Below are 14,963 nucleotides of genomic sequence, written 5' to 3' on the forward strand. Positions count from 1 at the left end.
AACGCTACTTGGCCGCGATGGCCAGGAACCTGATGGGCAGGTCCAGCAGCTCCAGCGGACCGTGCGGGCCTTCGCCGTCCAGGAGCAGTGAATCCCCCGGCTCCATGGTGTATTCGTAGGCACCGTGGCCGTAGATCATCCTGCCGTCGAGCATGTAGATGAACTCGGTGCCGGGGTGCTGGAACAGCGGAAAGACGTCGGACGCGTCGGTCAGCGTCACCAGGGTCGGCTCGATGGCGTCGGTCCGCCCTTTCAGGGCCCCCAGCACCCGGTATTCGTGCCCGTGCTGGGTTCCGCTGCGCACCGTCAGGCTGCCCTGGCCGTTCTTGGTGAACGTGGCGTCCCGGTCCGTGTCCGCCCCGCGGAACAGCGCGGTGACCGGAATCTTCAGCCCGTCCGCCAGCCGCTGCAGCGTAGTAAGGGAACAGGACGTGCTGGCGGTTTCAATCTTGGAGATCATCGCCTTGGACATGCCGGTACGTGAGGCCAGCTCCGACGCGGAGAGCCCGTTCGCCGTCCGGTAGTGGCGGACCTGGCCGGCGATGATACGCTCCAGCTTGCCGGCCACGCCGTCTTCGGTGTTCTCCGCAGCCATGTCCCGCGCCTCGCCAGCCTGATCCGTCATCAAGCCATCATAGGCGGAGCCTGCAGCCCGGATCCGAGCACCCGGGCCGCTCCCAGCAGGCCCGCAAGGGCCTCCGCCAGCGTCGCGGCACCTGCCTCCGCGTCGGCATCCTCCACCAGTTCCTCGGGCGAGTGCGAGATGCCGGTCGGGTTCCGCACGAACAGCATCGCCGTTGGGATGTGCCCTGCCAGCACACCGGCGTCGTGCCCGGCCCCGGTGTCCAGGACCGGCGCCGCCGGGAGCATCGCCTGGAGCCGGTCACGCAGGCCGGCGTCAAAGTGCACCGTAGGGCTGAGGGATTCGACGCCGAACGTCACGGTGCAGTTTTCCTCCGCCGCCATCACCTGCGCGTTGAGATGGATCGATTCCACCAGCGCCGCGGTGACCCCGTCACGGGGATGCCGGACGTCGACCCACATGTCCACGCGGGAGGCAATGACGTTGGTGCCGCCGGGAACAGGCTGGAGCCTGCCCACCGTCGCCCGCGCGTCCCGGTACTTCGCGGCAGTATCCCTGATGCCGATCATGATCTTGGCCGCGGCAATCATGGGATCCCTGCGGTCCTTCATGAGCGTGGTCCCGGCGTGGTTCCCCTGGCCGTGCACCGACAGCTTCCACCGGCCGTGGCCCAGGATGGAGGAGCCGATGGCCACCGGCCGGCCGAGTTCGGCCAGTCCCCTCCCCTGCTCGACGTGCAGCTCCACAAAGACGCCCAGCTGGCTGAGGGTCCTGTGGTCGGCACCGATGAACCGGGGGTCCTGGCCGTTCGCTGCGGCCACGTCGGCGTACGTGTTGCCGTCCGCGTCCTTGAGGTTGCGGGCCTTGTTCGGATCCAGGGCGCCCGTAAGCAGCCGCGACCCCAGGCACGCCACGCCGAAGCGGGAGCCCTCCTCCTCCGGGAAGACGGCGATGGCCAGCGGCCGGCGGGGACGGAACCCGCGGCCCTTCAGGATGTCGACGGCGACGAGCGCGGACGCCACGCCCAGCGGCCCGTCGTACTCGCCGCCGCCGGGCACCGAGTCCAGGTGGCTGCCGGTGACGACGGCGTCCCGGCGGGTGCCGGTTGCCGTGTCCCACCAGGCCCAGATGATGCCGTTCCCGTCGGTGTGGACGTCCAGCCCGCGCCGTTCGGCCTGCTCCGTGAACCATGCCCGGAGGTCAGTTTCAGCGGAGGAGAAGACCGGCCTGGAGTAGCCGCCACGGCGGGCGTCCGTTCCGACGTCGGAAATGTCCCGCAGCAGCCCGGTTACGGTGGCCGGCATTACTTCGCTCCAGGGATCCAGCTGGTGCCCGCCAGCGGAACCCGGGCCATGGCCGACGCCTCGATGGTCAGGGCCACCAGGTCCTCCGGCTCAAGGTTGCGCAGGTGCGACTTGCCGCAGGCCCGGGCGATGGTCTGGGCCTCCATGGTCAGGACCCGCAGGTAGTTGGCCAGGCGCCGCCCGCCCGCGATCGGGTCAAGCCGCGACGAGAGCTCCGGGTCCTGCGTGGTGATGCCGGCAGGATCCCGCCCGTCCTGGAAGTCGTCGTAGAAACCCGCCGCCGATCCCATGGCCGCGTACTCGGCGGCGTAGCGGGGATCGTTGTCGCCCAGGGCAATTAGCGCCGCCGTGCCGATGGCCACCGCGTCGGCACCCAGGGCCATCGCCTTGGCAACATCCGCCCCGGTGCGGATGCCGCCGGAGACGATGAGCTGGACCTTGCGGTGCAGGCCGGCTTCCTGCAGCGCCTGGACGGCCTGCGGGATGGCTGCCAGCGTGGGGATCCCGACGTTTTCGATGAACACCTGCTGCGTGGCGGCGGTGCCGCCCTGCATGCCATCGACGACGACGACGTCGGCCCCGGCCTTCACGGCCAGTGCGGTGTCGTAGTAGGGGCGGGACGCACCGATCTTGACGTAGATGGGCGTCCTCCAGTCGGTGATTTCGTGGAGCTCGCCGATCTTGATTTCCAGGTCGTCCGGGCCGGTCCAGTCCGGGTGGCGGCTGGCGGAGCGCTGGTCGATGCCCACCGGCAGCGTCCGCATGCCGGCCACGCGATCGGTAATCTTCTGCCCGAGCAGCATGCCGCCGCCGCCCGGCTTGGCGCCCTGGCCGAGCACGATTTCGATGGCGTCGGCCTTGCGGAGGTCGTCCGGGTTCATGCCGTAACGGGAAGGCAGGTACTGGTAGACCAGATGCTTGGACTGGCCGCGCTCTTCGGGCGTCATCCCGCCGTCGCCCGTTGTGGTGGAGGTGCCCACCTCGCTGGCGCCGCGGCCCAGGGCCTCCTTGGCGTTGGCGGACAGCGCGCCGAAGCTCATGCCGGCGATGGTCACCGGAGTCTGCAGGTGCAGCGGTTTGCTCGCGTGGCGGTCGCCGAGGACGACGTCGGTATCGCACTTTTCGCGGTAGCCCTCCAGCGGGTAGCGGGACATGGAAGCGCCGAGGAAGAGCAGGTCATCGAAGTGCGGGACCTTGCGCTTGGCTCCCCAGCCGCGGATGTCGTAGACGCCGGTAGCGGCGGCCCGCTGGATATCGGCGATGGTGGCGCGGTCGAACGTGGCGGACTCGCGCAGGCCCAGTTCTTCGACCTGCCGTGCGGGGAGGGCCGGTGCGCCCGGCGAGGTGATGGTCATGGCGTTGTCCTTTAGTAAGACGTCGAGTTGCGGACGCTGAAGTGGTAGAGGTTCCGGGCCGAGCCGTAGCGCCTGAAGTCGGCCGGGTTGTCAGCACGGCCGGCGGCGGCGAGCAGCCCGGCGAGCTCCTCCAGGTGTTCGGCCTTCATCGGCTTCTCGATGCAGTCCGCGCCGAGGGAGGCAACGGTTCCCTTCACGTAGATGCGGGCCTCGTAGATGGAGTCACCCAGGGCGTCCCCCGCGTCGCCGCACACCACGAGCCGGCCGGCCTGGGCCATGAAGGCCGACATGTGGCCGATGTTGCCGCCCACCACGATGTCCACGCCCTTCATGGAGATCCCGCAGCGGGCTCCGGCGTTGCCGTCGATCACCACGAGTCCGCCGTGGCCGGTGGCCGCGGCCGACTGGGAGGCGTCACCCTTTACATGGACCTTCCCGGACATGATGTTCTCGGCGAGTCCGACGCCGGCATTGCCGTTGATGGTCACCGTGCCTTTTTGGTGCATCCCGGCAGCGTAGTAGCCGGCATGGCCGTTAATGGTGACGGACACCTCGGCGTCGATACCGACGGCGAGGCTGTGCTTTCCGCCCGGGTTCTCGACGGTCCAAGACTGCCCGTCGAATGCCCCGTGCAGGGCCCGGTTGAAGTCACGGACCGGGCTGACGGCGAGGTCAGTTGTGGTTGTGGTTGCTGTTGTCTCGGGTGCTGTCAGAGCGACCATGTGTAGACCTTTCCGGGCTCCGGTTCAAAGATGCGGGCGGTTTCGATGCCGGGCAGGGATGCCAAGGCGCGGTATTCGGAGGCCATGGCCACGTAGTCGTCGGTTTCGGCGATGATGGCCGGCTTGCAGGCGATCGGGTCGCGGACCACTGCCATGCTGTCCGCCGTGGTGACGACCAGCGTGTAGAAGCCGTCGAAGACCTTGCCGAGGTTGGTCAGGGCCTCTTCCAGGGTGTCGCCCTGCTTCAGCCGGGAGGCGATGTAGCGCGCACCAACTTCGGTGTCGTTGTCCGAGTCGAACTCCACGCCTTCGCGCAGCAGGTCCCGGCGGATGGTGGCGTGGTTGGAGAACGAGCCGTTGTGGACCAGGCAGAGGTCGTCGGCGACAGAGAAGGGATGGGATCCGCCCGCGGTCACAGCCGATTCGGTCGCCATGCGGGTGTGGGAGAGGCCCTGGCTGCCGGACATGGCCTCCAGTCCGTGCCCTGCAGCGATCTCCATCGGATGGCCGACGCTTTTCATGACGGCCACGTGCTCACCGCGGCCGATGATGGTGGAGTCCGGAAGGGTTTCGCGCACGGCCTTGGCGAGCAGCCCGGTGTCGACGGCGGAAGTGACGAACGTCGTATCGCCCACCACTTTCACTTTTGTTCCGGCGGAGGCGGGCAGCAGGTTTTCCAGCGCCGCGGCGATCCCGGCTGCCGGCAGGCCCTGGTCCTTGCCCAGCAGGCTGAGCGTAGAGGTGTTGCCGGAAGCCAGGCCCGGGGTGTCGTAGACGGCGAAGCCGGCAGAGTCCGGGCCGCGGTCCACGATCTGGCACATCATCGAGGACAGGAGGCTGCCCATCCGGGGGTGCAGCAGGGGATTGCGCAGCTGGAGCGCCGCAATTCCGCACATGTCAGGTCCTTTGCTGGAGGGGTGTGGTTGGCTGGCCGGCGGCCGGTGTTACCTGCTGTGAAACGCTGTTGAATCACAGTAGCCAAGCCGATGTTACAAAAGAGCGCCCTGTTTGTTAAATCTGAAAGTCCGTGTTCGGTGCAGATTGCAACGGCAAATTAACCCGGAGGAAACCCAGGGAAGTTCACTGTGGTGAATCATGGTTTCACGCCACTAACCCCGCGTCCTGTCCATAAAGAGCCGGGCAGGACACGCCTCTTTCCGTTCCCGATTGGAGTTTCCATGAATTCTGGAGATGTTGCCTGGATTCTCGCCGCGAGCGCCCTGGTCTGCATGATGATCCCGGCGCTTGCCCTGTTTTACGGGGGCATGGTGGGTTCCCGCCGGATCCTGAACATGATGATGATGTGCTTCGGCGGCGTCAGCCTTGTCGCTGTACTCTGGGCGGTGTTCGGCTACTCGATGGTCTTCGGCAATTCCCTCGGCGGGGCCGGGCTCATCGGCGACGCCACCGAGTACCTGGGTATGGGCCAGTTGCTGGCCGAGGACCCGGACGCCGCGATACCGCCGGCCCTGTTCGCCGCCTTCCAGCTGTTCTTCGCCGGGATCACCACAGCAATCATCGCGGGTGCCGCAGCCGGCCGGATGAAGTTCGGCGCCTGGATGACCTTCGCCGCCCTGTGGGCCACCCTGGTCTACTTCCCGGTGGCCCACTGGGTTTTCGCCTTCAGCTCCGCGGACGGTTCCGTGACCGGCGGCTGGATCGTCAACAACCTCAAGGCGGTCGACTTCGCCGGCGGAACAGCCGTGCACATGAACGCAGGAATCGCCGCCCTCGCCCTCGCACTGGTCCTGGGACGCAGCGCGGGCTGGCCCAAGAGCGAGCACGTCCGGCCCCACAGCCGCCCGCTGGTGCTGGTCGGGGCAGGACTGCTGTGGGCCGGCTGGTTCGGCTTCAATGCCGGTTCCGCCCTCACGGCCGGGCACTCGGCGTCGGTAGTCTTCCTGAACACGGCCGTAGCCGGCGCCGCCGGACTGCTCGGCTGGGCGCTCGTAGAACGCCTCCGGCTCGGCAGTGCCAGCAGCATGGGTGCGGCGTCCGGACTGATTTCGGCCCTCGTGGCCATCACCCCGGCGTGTGGCGCCGTGAGCCCCCTCGGCGCACTGGCCATCGGAGCGATCGCCGGGGCCGTCTGCTCCCTGGCCATCGAGCTGAAGTTCCGCCTCGGCTTCGACGACTCACTCGACGTCGTCGGCGTGCACCTCATCGGCGGCATCATTGGAACCCTGCTGATCGGGTTCTTCGCCACGGACGCCGCGCCGAACAAGGTCAACGGGCTCTTCTACGGCGGTGGGTTTGGCCTGCTCGGCATCCAGACGGTCGCAACCGCGGCCACGCTTGCCTACTCCTTTGCCGTCACCTGGGTCATCGCCAAGGTCCTCAACATCACGGTGGGCCTCCGCATCGACGAGGCCGCCGAACTCCGCGGCATCGACATCGCGGCACACTCCGAATCCGCATACCTGATGGATGAGGAGCCCGTGGAACTGGGCTCCCCGCACCGGGTCTGAACAAAACGCGTCTGAACAGAACAGCACCTGCGTTGACAGGCCGGGCCTACTTGGTGGGCCCGGCCTGCTCCGCGTATTCAACGGCCTTCTCCGCAACCTGGCCAAGATAGGCCTCCGACTGGTTGTAGGACCAGATGGCGTCGCTCCACCCCTGGGCGGTGGTGAGGTCCCGGCCCCCGGCACACAGGTAGCCGGCCGCGCTGAGGGCGGCGTCGTCGATGTTGTCCGGATCAGCCACCCCGTCCCCGTTCGCGTCCTGCCCTGCCAGCACCCACGTGGACGGGATGAACTGCATCGGCCCGACGGCCCTGTCCCAGTGGGGATCGCCGTCGAGCGCACCGCCGTCGGTGTCGGCAATGGCGGCAAAGCCGTCGCCGTTGAGGCCGGGGCCCACGATCGGGCCGGTCACCTCCCCCGACGCCGTCAGCCGGCCGCCGCCAAGGGCGCCGTGAACTGATTCAACAAACCCGACGGCGGCCACCGTGTTCCAGCCGATTCTGCAGGCCGGCGCCGCAGTGTCCGCCATGCCGGCCGCGGCAACGTAGGCCCGGAGGGCCCGCGGTGGAATTCCCGTCTGCGCGGCTGTCCGCGCCAGCCAGCCGGGATCGACGGTCCTGGTGATGTTCACGGCATGCCTGCTGCCACCTGCCAGCGGCACGAACTTACCCGCTGCTTGCGGCGGCGCCGGCTGGCCTGTCCGAGCCCCCGCACCGGGTACGCCCGCGTTGGCCATGCCGAGGAGCCAGAAGGCAAGCCCGGTGATGGCGCAGAACGCGAAAAGGCCGAGCACCGCAAGGCGTTTCAGACGAAGCACGGAACAGCCTAACCCGGCGGCGGCCCCAATACGTTGACAAAGTGCCTGTCTCGCCGTTCTACTTTTATGCAGGCACCGAACAAGATGCACGCGAGACAGTATGCGTGGACCGGCTTCATCAGAGCCCCGTGGGGGCGGTGCACCAGCGGCCTACCGGCCGAACATATTGGCGCCCGGCGCAGCTGCGTATGCAGTGATCCCGGAACGCCCTGCCGCCATTCCGCGCGGCCACCAATTTCTGATAGAGCCCAATTTTTCAATGCCCAAAGGACACCCATGCCCAGCACCACCCAAACGATCGACATCCAGGTAGACAGCCGCAAGGTCCTCGACGAAAGGCTCGATGCCGCCGTCAAGTGCCTCCAGGAAGCTGCCATGCTCGCCGGAACGCACGGGATCATCGTCACGCGCCATCGGCCCGGGAGCTACACCGCCACGCTTTCCGATCAGGTTCCATTCGGCATGACCCGCGAAATCATCCTCTAAACTTTGGGGACCCTGACCCGTCCCCGGTTACCGGGAATACCTGGCGGTGCCCACTCGTTGAGTCCTGCGAACGGGCGCCGTCCGGCGCTCAGCCGAAGGAGTTAAAACCATGGCAACTGACTACGACGCCCCTCGCGTGGCCCAAGAGGACCAGCCGGCCAACGAATCCCTGGAGGCCATCCAGTCCCGGCAGGGCGGGTCCCAGACTGCCCTGCTTGACGTGGAGGAAGCCGACACCGCAGAAGGCATCGACCTTCCCGGTGCCGACCTGTCGCACGAAGAGCTGCTGATCCAGGTTGTTCCGGTGCAGGAGGACGAGTTCACCTGCATGTCCTGCTTCCTGGTCCATCACCGCAGCCAGCTCGCACGTGAAAAGGACGGCAAGAAGTACTGCTCGGAGTGCGAAGGCTAGTACCGAAGGTCTGGCACTACAGGGCCAGCACTGAGAAGATAGCGCTGTGCTGGCCCGGCTCCGATCGTCCTGGACCGCCGTCGTTCCTGTCGTCGGCCTGATCGTGCTGGCCGTGACCTGGGGAGTCTCGCCCGGGCCTGCACTGGCCACCGTCATTGCTGTGGTTCTGGTGGGCGCCGTCCTGGCGGCGGTGCACCACGCGGAAGTGGTGGCCCAACGTGTCGGCGAGCCCTTCGGGTCGCTAGTGCTGGCGGTAGCGGTGACGGTCATCGAGGTGGCCCTGATCGTCACGCTGATCGCGTCCGGCGGCGAGGGAAGCCACTCCCTGGCACGGGATACCGTCTTTGCCGCGGTCATGATCACCGCCAACGGCATCGTGGGGATCGCCCTGCTGGTAGGTGCCCGCAGGTACGGCATTCCGCGGTTCAACCCGGAGGGGGCAGGCGCCGCCCTGGCCGTGGTCACAACCCTGGCTACCCTGACACTGGTCCTGCCCACCTTCACGTCATCACGGCCCGGACCTGAGTTTTCTCCCCTGCAGCTGGGCTTCGCCGCCGTGGCCTCGCTGTCCCTTTATGGCGTGTTCGTGCTGACCCAGACCGTCCGCCACCGCCACTTTTTCCTTCCCGTGCTGTCACCCGGCGACGGCGAGGACGATCTGCACGGCCCCACCCCCACCAACCGGGCCACCTACATAAGCCTGGCGCTGCTGTGTGCGGCGCTGGTCGCCGTCGTCGGACTGGCCAAAACCGTATCCCCTGTCATCGAAGCGGGCGTCACCCGAGCCGGGATTCCGGAGTCCTTCGTGGGCGTGGTCATCGCGCTCCTGGTCCTGCTGCCGGAGGGGCTGGCCGCCACTCGGGCAGCGTCACGGAACAGGATCCAGATCAGCCTCAACCTGGCTTACGGCTCGGCGATTGCCAGCATCGGCCTGACGATTCCCGCCATCGCAGTGGCCAGCATTTGGCTGGAGGGACCGCTGACGCTGGGCCTCGGCGGCACTCAGATAGTCCTGTTCCTGCTGACCGTCATCGTGGGAACGCTCACGGTGGTGCCCGGCCGGGCCACGCGCCTGCAGGGGGCCATCCACCTGGTGCTGTTCGCCGCGTTCCTCTTCCTGGCCATGTTCCCGTAGTTGATTTTGTACTTCGATATCATGGCTTCATGACTTCCCCTTCAGGGAGCGACGAAGACCTCCTGCTCGAGCGGCAGCTCTGCTTCGCTCTCGCTGTCGCCTCGCGCACCGTCATCAGTGCCTACCGGCCCGTGCTGCAGGAGCTGAACCTCACGCACCCGCAGTACCTGGTGATGCTCGCGCTGTGGGAAAAGAGCCCCCGTTCCGTCAAGGAAATCAGCGACGCCCTCCTCCTCGTCCCGGCCACCCTGTCACCGCTGCTCAAGCGGCTCGAAGCCCTGGGCTACGTCACCCGCCGCCGCGTTCCCGGGGATGAACGGTCCCTCGCGGTCGGCCTGACCCCCGATGGCGCTGCGCTCCGGGACAAGGCGATGGGAGTGCCAGGCACCATGCTGGCCAAGCTCGGCCTCACCCGCGCCCAGGCGGAGGACATCCACGTTGCCATGACGCAGCTCATCGAAGCCGCCCAGATCGATCACACCCTCCAGGCTGACCACGGCGAGGCTGACGAAGCCACTGCCTGACCCTTCCTCCGGCGTCGTACTTCCCCCTGCCCTGGGTTTTGTACAGATAATGGGCGTTAGAGGCCGACGGCGGTGAGCGCCTGGTCGTAGATGGCCAGTGCCGTGGCCACTTCCTCGGGTGTTACGACAGCGGGCGGAACGACGTGGATGCGGTTGTCCGCGATGAAGGGCAGCAGGCCAAGGCGCAGGAGCTCGGCTTTGAGACGGCTCAGGTAGTCGGCTGAAACCGGCACCCGGGAAGTCCGGTCCTGGACGAGTTCGAGGGCCCAGAACACGCCACGGCCGCGGACATCGCCGATCACGTTGTGCTTCTCGGCGAGCGCGCGCAGGCCGGGTTCGAGGTGGTCGCGGCCGATCCGGGCGGCGTTGCCCACGATGTCCTCTTCCTCGAAGGCCTCGATGGAGGCGACGACGGAGGCTGCTGCCAGGGGGTGGCCGGAGTAGGTGAGGCCGCCGGGGAAGACCCGCTCGTCGAAGGTGGCGGCGATGTCTCCGGAGATGATGACCCCGCCCACCGGGACGTAGCCGGAGTTCACGCCCTTGGCGAAGGTGATCAGGTCCGGGGTGACGTTGAAGGCGTCGAGCGCGAACCAGTCGCCGGTGCGTCCGAAGCCGGCCATGACCTCGTCCAGGATCATCACGATGCCGTACTCGTCGCACAGCGCCCGGACGCCTTCGAGGTAGCCGGGCGTCGGGACGAGGATGCCGGCGGTGCCGGGGACGGTTTCGAGCAGCACTGCGGCGACGGACTGAGGCCCTTCGGCCTGGATGACGCGGCGCAGGTGGTGCAGGGCGCGCTCGGTTTCCTGTTCCGGCGTCTCCGCCCAGAACTCGGAGCGGTAGAGGTACGGACCAAAGACGTGGACGTGGCCGCGGGCGTATTCGTTGGGAATGCGGCGCCAGTCCCCGGTGGCCACGATCGCCGAGCCGGTGTTGCCGTGGTAGGAGCGGTAGCGGGAGATGACCTTGTCGCGGCCCGTGTGCAGCCGGGCCATCCGGATGGCGTTCTCGTTAGCGTCGGCTCCGCCGTTGGTGAAGAAGACCTTCTCCATGTTGGCAGGTGCGTGGGACAGGATCTTGGCCGCCGCGGTCGCCCGGACGTGGTTGGCGTGCGCCGGGGCCACGGTGGCCAGGCTGGCTGCCTGCTGCGCGATGGCCGCGATGACCTTGGCGTGCTGGTGGCCGATGTTGGTGTTGACCAACTGGCTGGAGAAGTCCAGGTACGTATTGCCGTCGTGGTCCCAGACGGTGCTGCCGGATCCGCCGGCGATGGCCATCGGGTTGAGGGACTTCTGCGCCGACCACGAGTGGAAGACGTTCGCCCGGTCCAGGGCGACGACGTCGGCATTGCTTATGGTGCCGTTGCTGGCGGCTGCGCCGGAGACTTCGGCGTTGGTGACTGCGGAGTCCAGGATTGCCTGGCTGGCGACCATGACGGTTCCTCTCGGTGGAAGGATCGGGGAGTTCCTTCATCATCCGGTTCCCGGCGGCCGCGCCCCCATATACCTTTGTACAATCAGCTCCATTCCGTTCGACATTTTCACATCCCTAGGGGTCCGGCATGCCGCCAAGCCTGAACGTCCTTCTCCGCAGCCGCGCGCTGAAGCTCCGCCTCGTCGTGCCCGACGCCGGGTCCGCTCAGCTCGACGAACCCATCAGCTGGGTCCACAGTTCCGACCTGGAGGACCCCACGCCGTTCCTCGACGCGGGCCAGCTGCTGCTCACCGACGGCACCCAGTTCCCGGTGGACGTTCCGCGGGATGCGAAGGCCATGTACGACGAATACGTTGAACGCTTGGTGGAGCACGGCATCGCAGGCCTCGGCTTCGCCACGCAGGTGATCCACGGAACGCTGCCGCCCGCGCTGGAGGACGCCTGCCGGAAGCAGGGGCTGCCGTTACTGGAAGTCCCGGACAGGACGCCGTTCATCGCGATCATCCGTATGGTGGCTGATTACCTGGCCAAGGAAGAGCACGCCCGGGCGGAATGGTCGCTGCAGGCACAGCGCGCCATCTCCCGCGCAGCCCTCCGACCCGACGGGCTGACCTCCATCCTCGGTGAGCTGGAGCGCCAGCTGCACAGCTGGGTGGCCCTATACGACGCTGCCGGCAACTACGTCCGGATGCCCAGGAACCGTCCCGTTCCTTCCGATATCGCCGGCGACGTCACGGCGAAGGTCCGCAATGCCCTGGACCTGGGGACGCGTTCCGCCTCGCACCTGGAGATCGCGGGCCAGTCGGTGACGCTGCAAACCCTTGGCCGGAAGGGCAGCCTTCGCGGCGCACTGGTTCTGGGTGCCATCGAACCGCTGGACCCGGCCAGGACGGACATTGTCAACAGCGTGATCGGCCTGGCCAGCCTGGCACTCGAGCAGGCCCGCACCCTCGATACCGCCCGGCGGCACCTGCGCGCGGGCGTCTTCGAGCAGCTGCTGGCGGGCAGCACCGACGTCGCGGTTAGAACGGCGCGGCAGGTGTGGGGCCAGCTGCCGCGGGATCCGTTGTTCGTGACCGCCTCACGGCAGGAGAATCCGGCGCCGAACCTGCTCGAGGCACTCGAACTGCTGGCCGATGACTACCGGGGCGCCGTATTCTACGCTCTCCGCGGTGACCTCTTGGTGGTTCTGGCGGGACGGCAGCACCAGGACAAGGTCTTGGAATTACTGCAACGGCACGGCGCCTGCGGCGTCTCCTCCGAGACCGCCATGGAGGCGCTGCGGGGCGCCCTTGAGGAAGCCAGCCGCGCGCAGCGGCGCGCTACAGAGCTGGGGAGGGCCGCCGTCGAGTTTTCCGAATTGTCCGACGGCGGGATGCTGGGTTTGCTGCGCGAGGAAAAGGCCGGGCCTGTGGCCCGGGGACTGCTGCAGCCGCTCATCGCGCACGATGCGGCGGAACAGACGGAGCTGCTGGCCACGGTGCGGGAATGGCTCGCGAACGACTGCGTGTGGGACAAGACCGCCCGGCGCCTTGGCGTCCACCGCCACACCTTGCGGAACCGCGTGGACGCCGCCGGCCGGATTCTTGGCCTGAACCTTGACGGTATGCGCGACCGGCTGGAGCTGTTCGCCGCGGTGCAGTTCCTGGAGGAGCGTCAGGCTGGAAACCGCGGGAAGTGAGAGAACGTTGGGTGAAACCCGGCCTTAACTGAGAGAGCGTTGGGAGGGGCAGCACCCTTTTCCCAACGCCCTCTCAGATCTTGCGGGATTTTCCCCTACGCCCTGCTAGTTCTGCGGGAAGCCGAGGTTGATGCCGCCGTGGCTGGGGTCGAGCCAGCGGGAGGTGATGGCCTTCTCGCGGGTGTAGAACTGGAAGCCCTGCAGGCCGTAGGCCTTGGAGCTGCCGAAGATGGAGTCCTTGAAGCCGCCGAAGGAGTAGTACGCCACGGGCACTGGGATGGGTACGTTGATGCCCACCATGCCCACCTCGACCTCGTTCTGGAAGCGGCGGGCCGCGCCGCCGTCGTTGGTGAAGATCGCTGTGCCGTTGCCGAAGGCGCCGGAGTTGATCAGGTCCAGGCCCTCTTCGTAGCTGCGGACGCGGACCACGGCGAGCACCGGGCCGAAGATCTCTTCCGTGTAGACCCGCGAGGTGACCGGGACGTCGTCGATCAGGGTGGGGCCGAGCCAGTAGCCGTTCTCGTCGCCGTCGACGTTGATGCCGCGGCCGTCCACCACCACCTTGGCGCCGTCCTCGATGGCGACGTCGATGTAGGAGGCCACCTTGTCGCGGTGCTGCCGGGTGACCAGCGGGCCCATGTCGCAGTTGCGGCGGCCGTCGCCGATCCGCAGCGTGGCCATGCGGGAGGTGATCTTTTCGATCAGTTCGTCGGCGACGGGCTCGACGGCGACCACGACGCTGATGGCCATGCAGCGTTCGCCGGCGGAACCGAAGCCGGCGTTGATCGCGGCGTCGGCGGTCAGGTCGAGGTCGGCGTCGGGCAGGACCAGCATGTGGTTCTTGGCGCCGCCGAGGGCCTGGACGCGCTTGCCGTTGCGGGCGGCGGTCTCGTAGATGTACTGGGCGATCGGGGTGGAGCCGACGAAGGAGATGGCTTTCACGTCGGGGTGCTCCAGCAGGCCGTCGACGGCTTCCTTGTCGCCGTGCAGGACGTTGAAGACACCGTCCGGCAGCCCCGCTTCGCTGAACAGCGCGGCGAGCCAGTTGGCCGCCGAAGGGTCCTTTTCGCTGGGCTTGAGGACCACGGCGTTGCCCGCGGCGATGGCGATCGGCAGGAACCACAGCGGCACCATGGCCGGGAAGTTGAACGGGCTGATGATGCCCACGACACCCAGCGGTGACTTGGTGGAGTAAACGTCCACGCCGCTGGAGACGTTCTCGGAGTGCTCGCCCTTAATCAGGTGCGGGAAGCCTGTGGCCAGTTCCACCACCTCCTGGCCGCGGGTTATTTCGCCCAGCGCGTCCGAGAGCACCTTGCCGTGCTCCGCGGTGATGATCTGGGCCAGTTCGCCCTTGCGCTCGTTGAGCAGCTCGCGGAACCGGAAGATGATCTGCTGGCGCTTGGTGATGGACAGATCGCGCCAGGCCGGGAACGCCTTCTGCGCGGAGGACACGGCAGCCTCGATGTCTGCGGCATTGGCCAGCGCAACCCGCCTGGTCTCAATGCCCTTGGCGGGGTCGAAGACCGGCGCGGTGCGGTCACCGGACGAGAGTGCTTCCTCTCCCCCGATCCAGTGGGACAGAACGGGAAGTTCCTGGTTTTCGGACACGCTGTTTTCGGACACGCTTCTTCTCGCTTTCGGGGTTGTGGGCAGGAGCGCCGTAGCGGCTTGCCAGCCACCGTAGTCCCGCGGCGCACCGGCCAGCGCCCTACATTTGTCAAGCCCGTTATCACTGGATCGACATATGTACACGCCCGAGGGCGGGGCTCAACACTGCCCCCGGACCGGCTGGTGGTCCCCGCTGCAGGCCGATCCCACCGCCCAGGCTCCGAGGTTCGTGGGACAGGGCAGCGTCATGGCGGCGGTCGGCGGCACGCCTCGCGCTGTGGCTGCCGGCAATGAACGGCCGACCGACGATCCAGCCGGGGCGGGCACCAGCGAAAACCCCGGCCACCCATTTACGCGCGTGCGCGAAACCGCTAGGCTTGTCTGACAATCTGCAAATCTGAGGCAGACCGGAACCTAGCAATTGGGGAAGCGCA

The 14,963-nt window shown here is 67.3% G+C and carries 14 protein-coding genes; 6 read left to right on the forward strand and 8 right to left on the reverse strand.

The features are described 5' to 3' along the window. Positions 1-4: 4 nt before the first annotated feature. Genes ACFRAH_RS20700 through ACFRAH_RS20720 form a run of 5 tightly spaced genes read right to left on the reverse strand, consistent with a single transcriptional unit; the run spans position 5 to position 4,860 of the window. A complete protein-coding gene (locus ACFRAH_RS20700) occupies positions 5-625 on the reverse strand; it encodes a helix-turn-helix domain-containing protein (protein WP_377992791.1) in 621 nt (206 codons plus the stop codon). Further along, entirely contained in the window at positions 625-1,887 is a 1,263-nt protein-coding gene (locus ACFRAH_RS20705) for an allantoate amidohydrolase (protein WP_377992792.1), read from the reverse strand. Before ACFRAH_RS20705 ends, ACFRAH_RS20700 begins: the two co-directional genes overlap by 1 nt. Next, positions 1,887-3,242, reverse strand: coding sequence for an FMN-binding glutamate synthase family protein (locus ACFRAH_RS20710; protein ID WP_377992793.1), 1,356 nt, complete (start codon positions 3,240-3,242; stop codon positions 1,887-1,889). The genes ACFRAH_RS20705 and ACFRAH_RS20710 overlap by 1 nt, the downstream gene beginning before the upstream one ends. A gap of 11 nt (positions 3,243-3,253) precedes the next feature. Further along, the gene (locus ACFRAH_RS20715; protein ID WP_377992794.1) at positions 3,254-3,964 is read right to left on the reverse strand and encodes a protein glxC; all 711 of its coding nucleotides are present in this window, start codon (positions 3,962-3,964) and stop codon (positions 3,254-3,256) included. Further along, positions 3,952-4,860 carry a glutamine amidotransferase gene (locus ACFRAH_RS20720; RefSeq protein WP_377992795.1) on the reverse strand — a complete coding sequence of 303 codons (909 nt, stop codon included), beginning with the start codon at positions 4,858-4,860 and terminating at the stop codon, positions 3,952-3,954. Before ACFRAH_RS20720 ends, ACFRAH_RS20715 begins: the two co-directional genes overlap by 13 nt. Positions 4,861-5,142: 282 nt before the next feature. Here ACFRAH_RS20720 and ACFRAH_RS20725 point away from each other — a divergent pair, with 282 nt between their 5' ends. Further along, positions 5,143-6,432, forward strand: a complete 1,290-nt coding sequence (locus ACFRAH_RS20725) for an ammonium transporter (RefSeq protein WP_377992796.1) — start codon at positions 5,143-5,145, stop codon at positions 6,430-6,432. 46 nt (positions 6,433-6,478) lie between these two features. Here the strand turns inward: ACFRAH_RS20725 and ACFRAH_RS20730 are convergent, their stop codons facing one another. Further along, on the reverse strand, positions 6,479-7,246 hold the full coding sequence (locus ACFRAH_RS20730) for a lytic transglycosylase domain-containing protein (RefSeq protein WP_377992797.1): 768 nt from the start codon (positions 7,244-7,246) through the stop codon (positions 6,479-6,481). A 276-nt stretch (positions 7,247-7,522) separates the two neighbouring features. On the opposite strand from ACFRAH_RS20730, the gene ACFRAH_RS20735 reads away from it, so the two are divergent. The 4 genes from ACFRAH_RS20735 (at position 7,523) to ACFRAH_RS20750 (ending at position 9,803) form a co-directional block, all read left to right on the forward strand. Continuing rightward, complete coding sequence (locus ACFRAH_RS20735; protein ID WP_377992798.1) at positions 7,523-7,732, forward strand: hypothetical protein; 210 nt, start codon at positions 7,523-7,525, stop codon at positions 7,730-7,732. A gap of 109 nt (positions 7,733-7,841) precedes the next feature. Beyond that, on the forward strand, positions 7,842-8,144 hold the full coding sequence (locus ACFRAH_RS20740; protein WP_003802821.1) for a DUF4193 domain-containing protein: 303 nt from the start codon (positions 7,842-7,844) through the stop codon (positions 8,142-8,144). A gap of 46 nt (positions 8,145-8,190) precedes the next feature. Continuing rightward, entirely contained in the window at positions 8,191-9,279 is a 1,089-nt protein-coding gene (locus ACFRAH_RS20745) for a calcium:proton antiporter (RefSeq protein WP_377992799.1), read from the forward strand. A gap of 29 nt (positions 9,280-9,308) precedes the next feature. Further along, positions 9,309-9,803, forward strand: coding sequence for a MarR family winged helix-turn-helix transcriptional regulator (locus tag ACFRAH_RS20750; RefSeq protein ID WP_377992800.1), 495 nt, complete (start codon positions 9,309-9,311; stop codon positions 9,801-9,803). 56 nt (positions 9,804-9,859) lie between these two features. On the opposite strand, the gene ACFRAH_RS20755 is transcribed toward ACFRAH_RS20750, so the two are convergent. Beyond that, positions 9,860-11,236: an aspartate aminotransferase family protein gene (locus tag ACFRAH_RS20755; RefSeq protein ID WP_377992801.1), complete on the reverse strand. Its 1,377-nt coding sequence runs from the start codon at positions 11,234-11,236 to the stop codon at positions 9,860-9,862. Positions 11,237-11,364: 128 nt separating this feature from the next. Between ACFRAH_RS20755 and ACFRAH_RS20760 the strand changes: the two genes are divergently transcribed. Beyond that, the gene (locus ACFRAH_RS20760) at positions 11,365-12,918 is read left to right on the forward strand and encodes a PucR family transcriptional regulator (protein ID WP_377992802.1); all 1,554 of its coding nucleotides are present in this window, start codon (positions 11,365-11,367) and stop codon (positions 12,916-12,918) included. Positions 12,919-13,023: 105 nt separating this feature from the next. Here ACFRAH_RS20760 and ACFRAH_RS20765 read toward each other — a convergent pair whose 3' ends face one another. Continuing rightward, the gene (locus ACFRAH_RS20765; RefSeq protein ID WP_377992803.1) at positions 13,024-14,544 is read right to left on the reverse strand and encodes a CoA-acylating methylmalonate-semialdehyde dehydrogenase; all 1,521 of its coding nucleotides are present in this window, start codon (positions 14,542-14,544) and stop codon (positions 13,024-13,026) included. Between the last annotated feature and the right edge of the window lie 419 nt (positions 14,545-14,963).

The organism is Arthrobacter sp. NPDC056727, from assembly GCF_042790555.1.
Classification (GTDB): domain Bacteria; phylum Actinomycetota; class Actinomycetes; order Actinomycetales; family Micrococcaceae; genus Arthrobacter.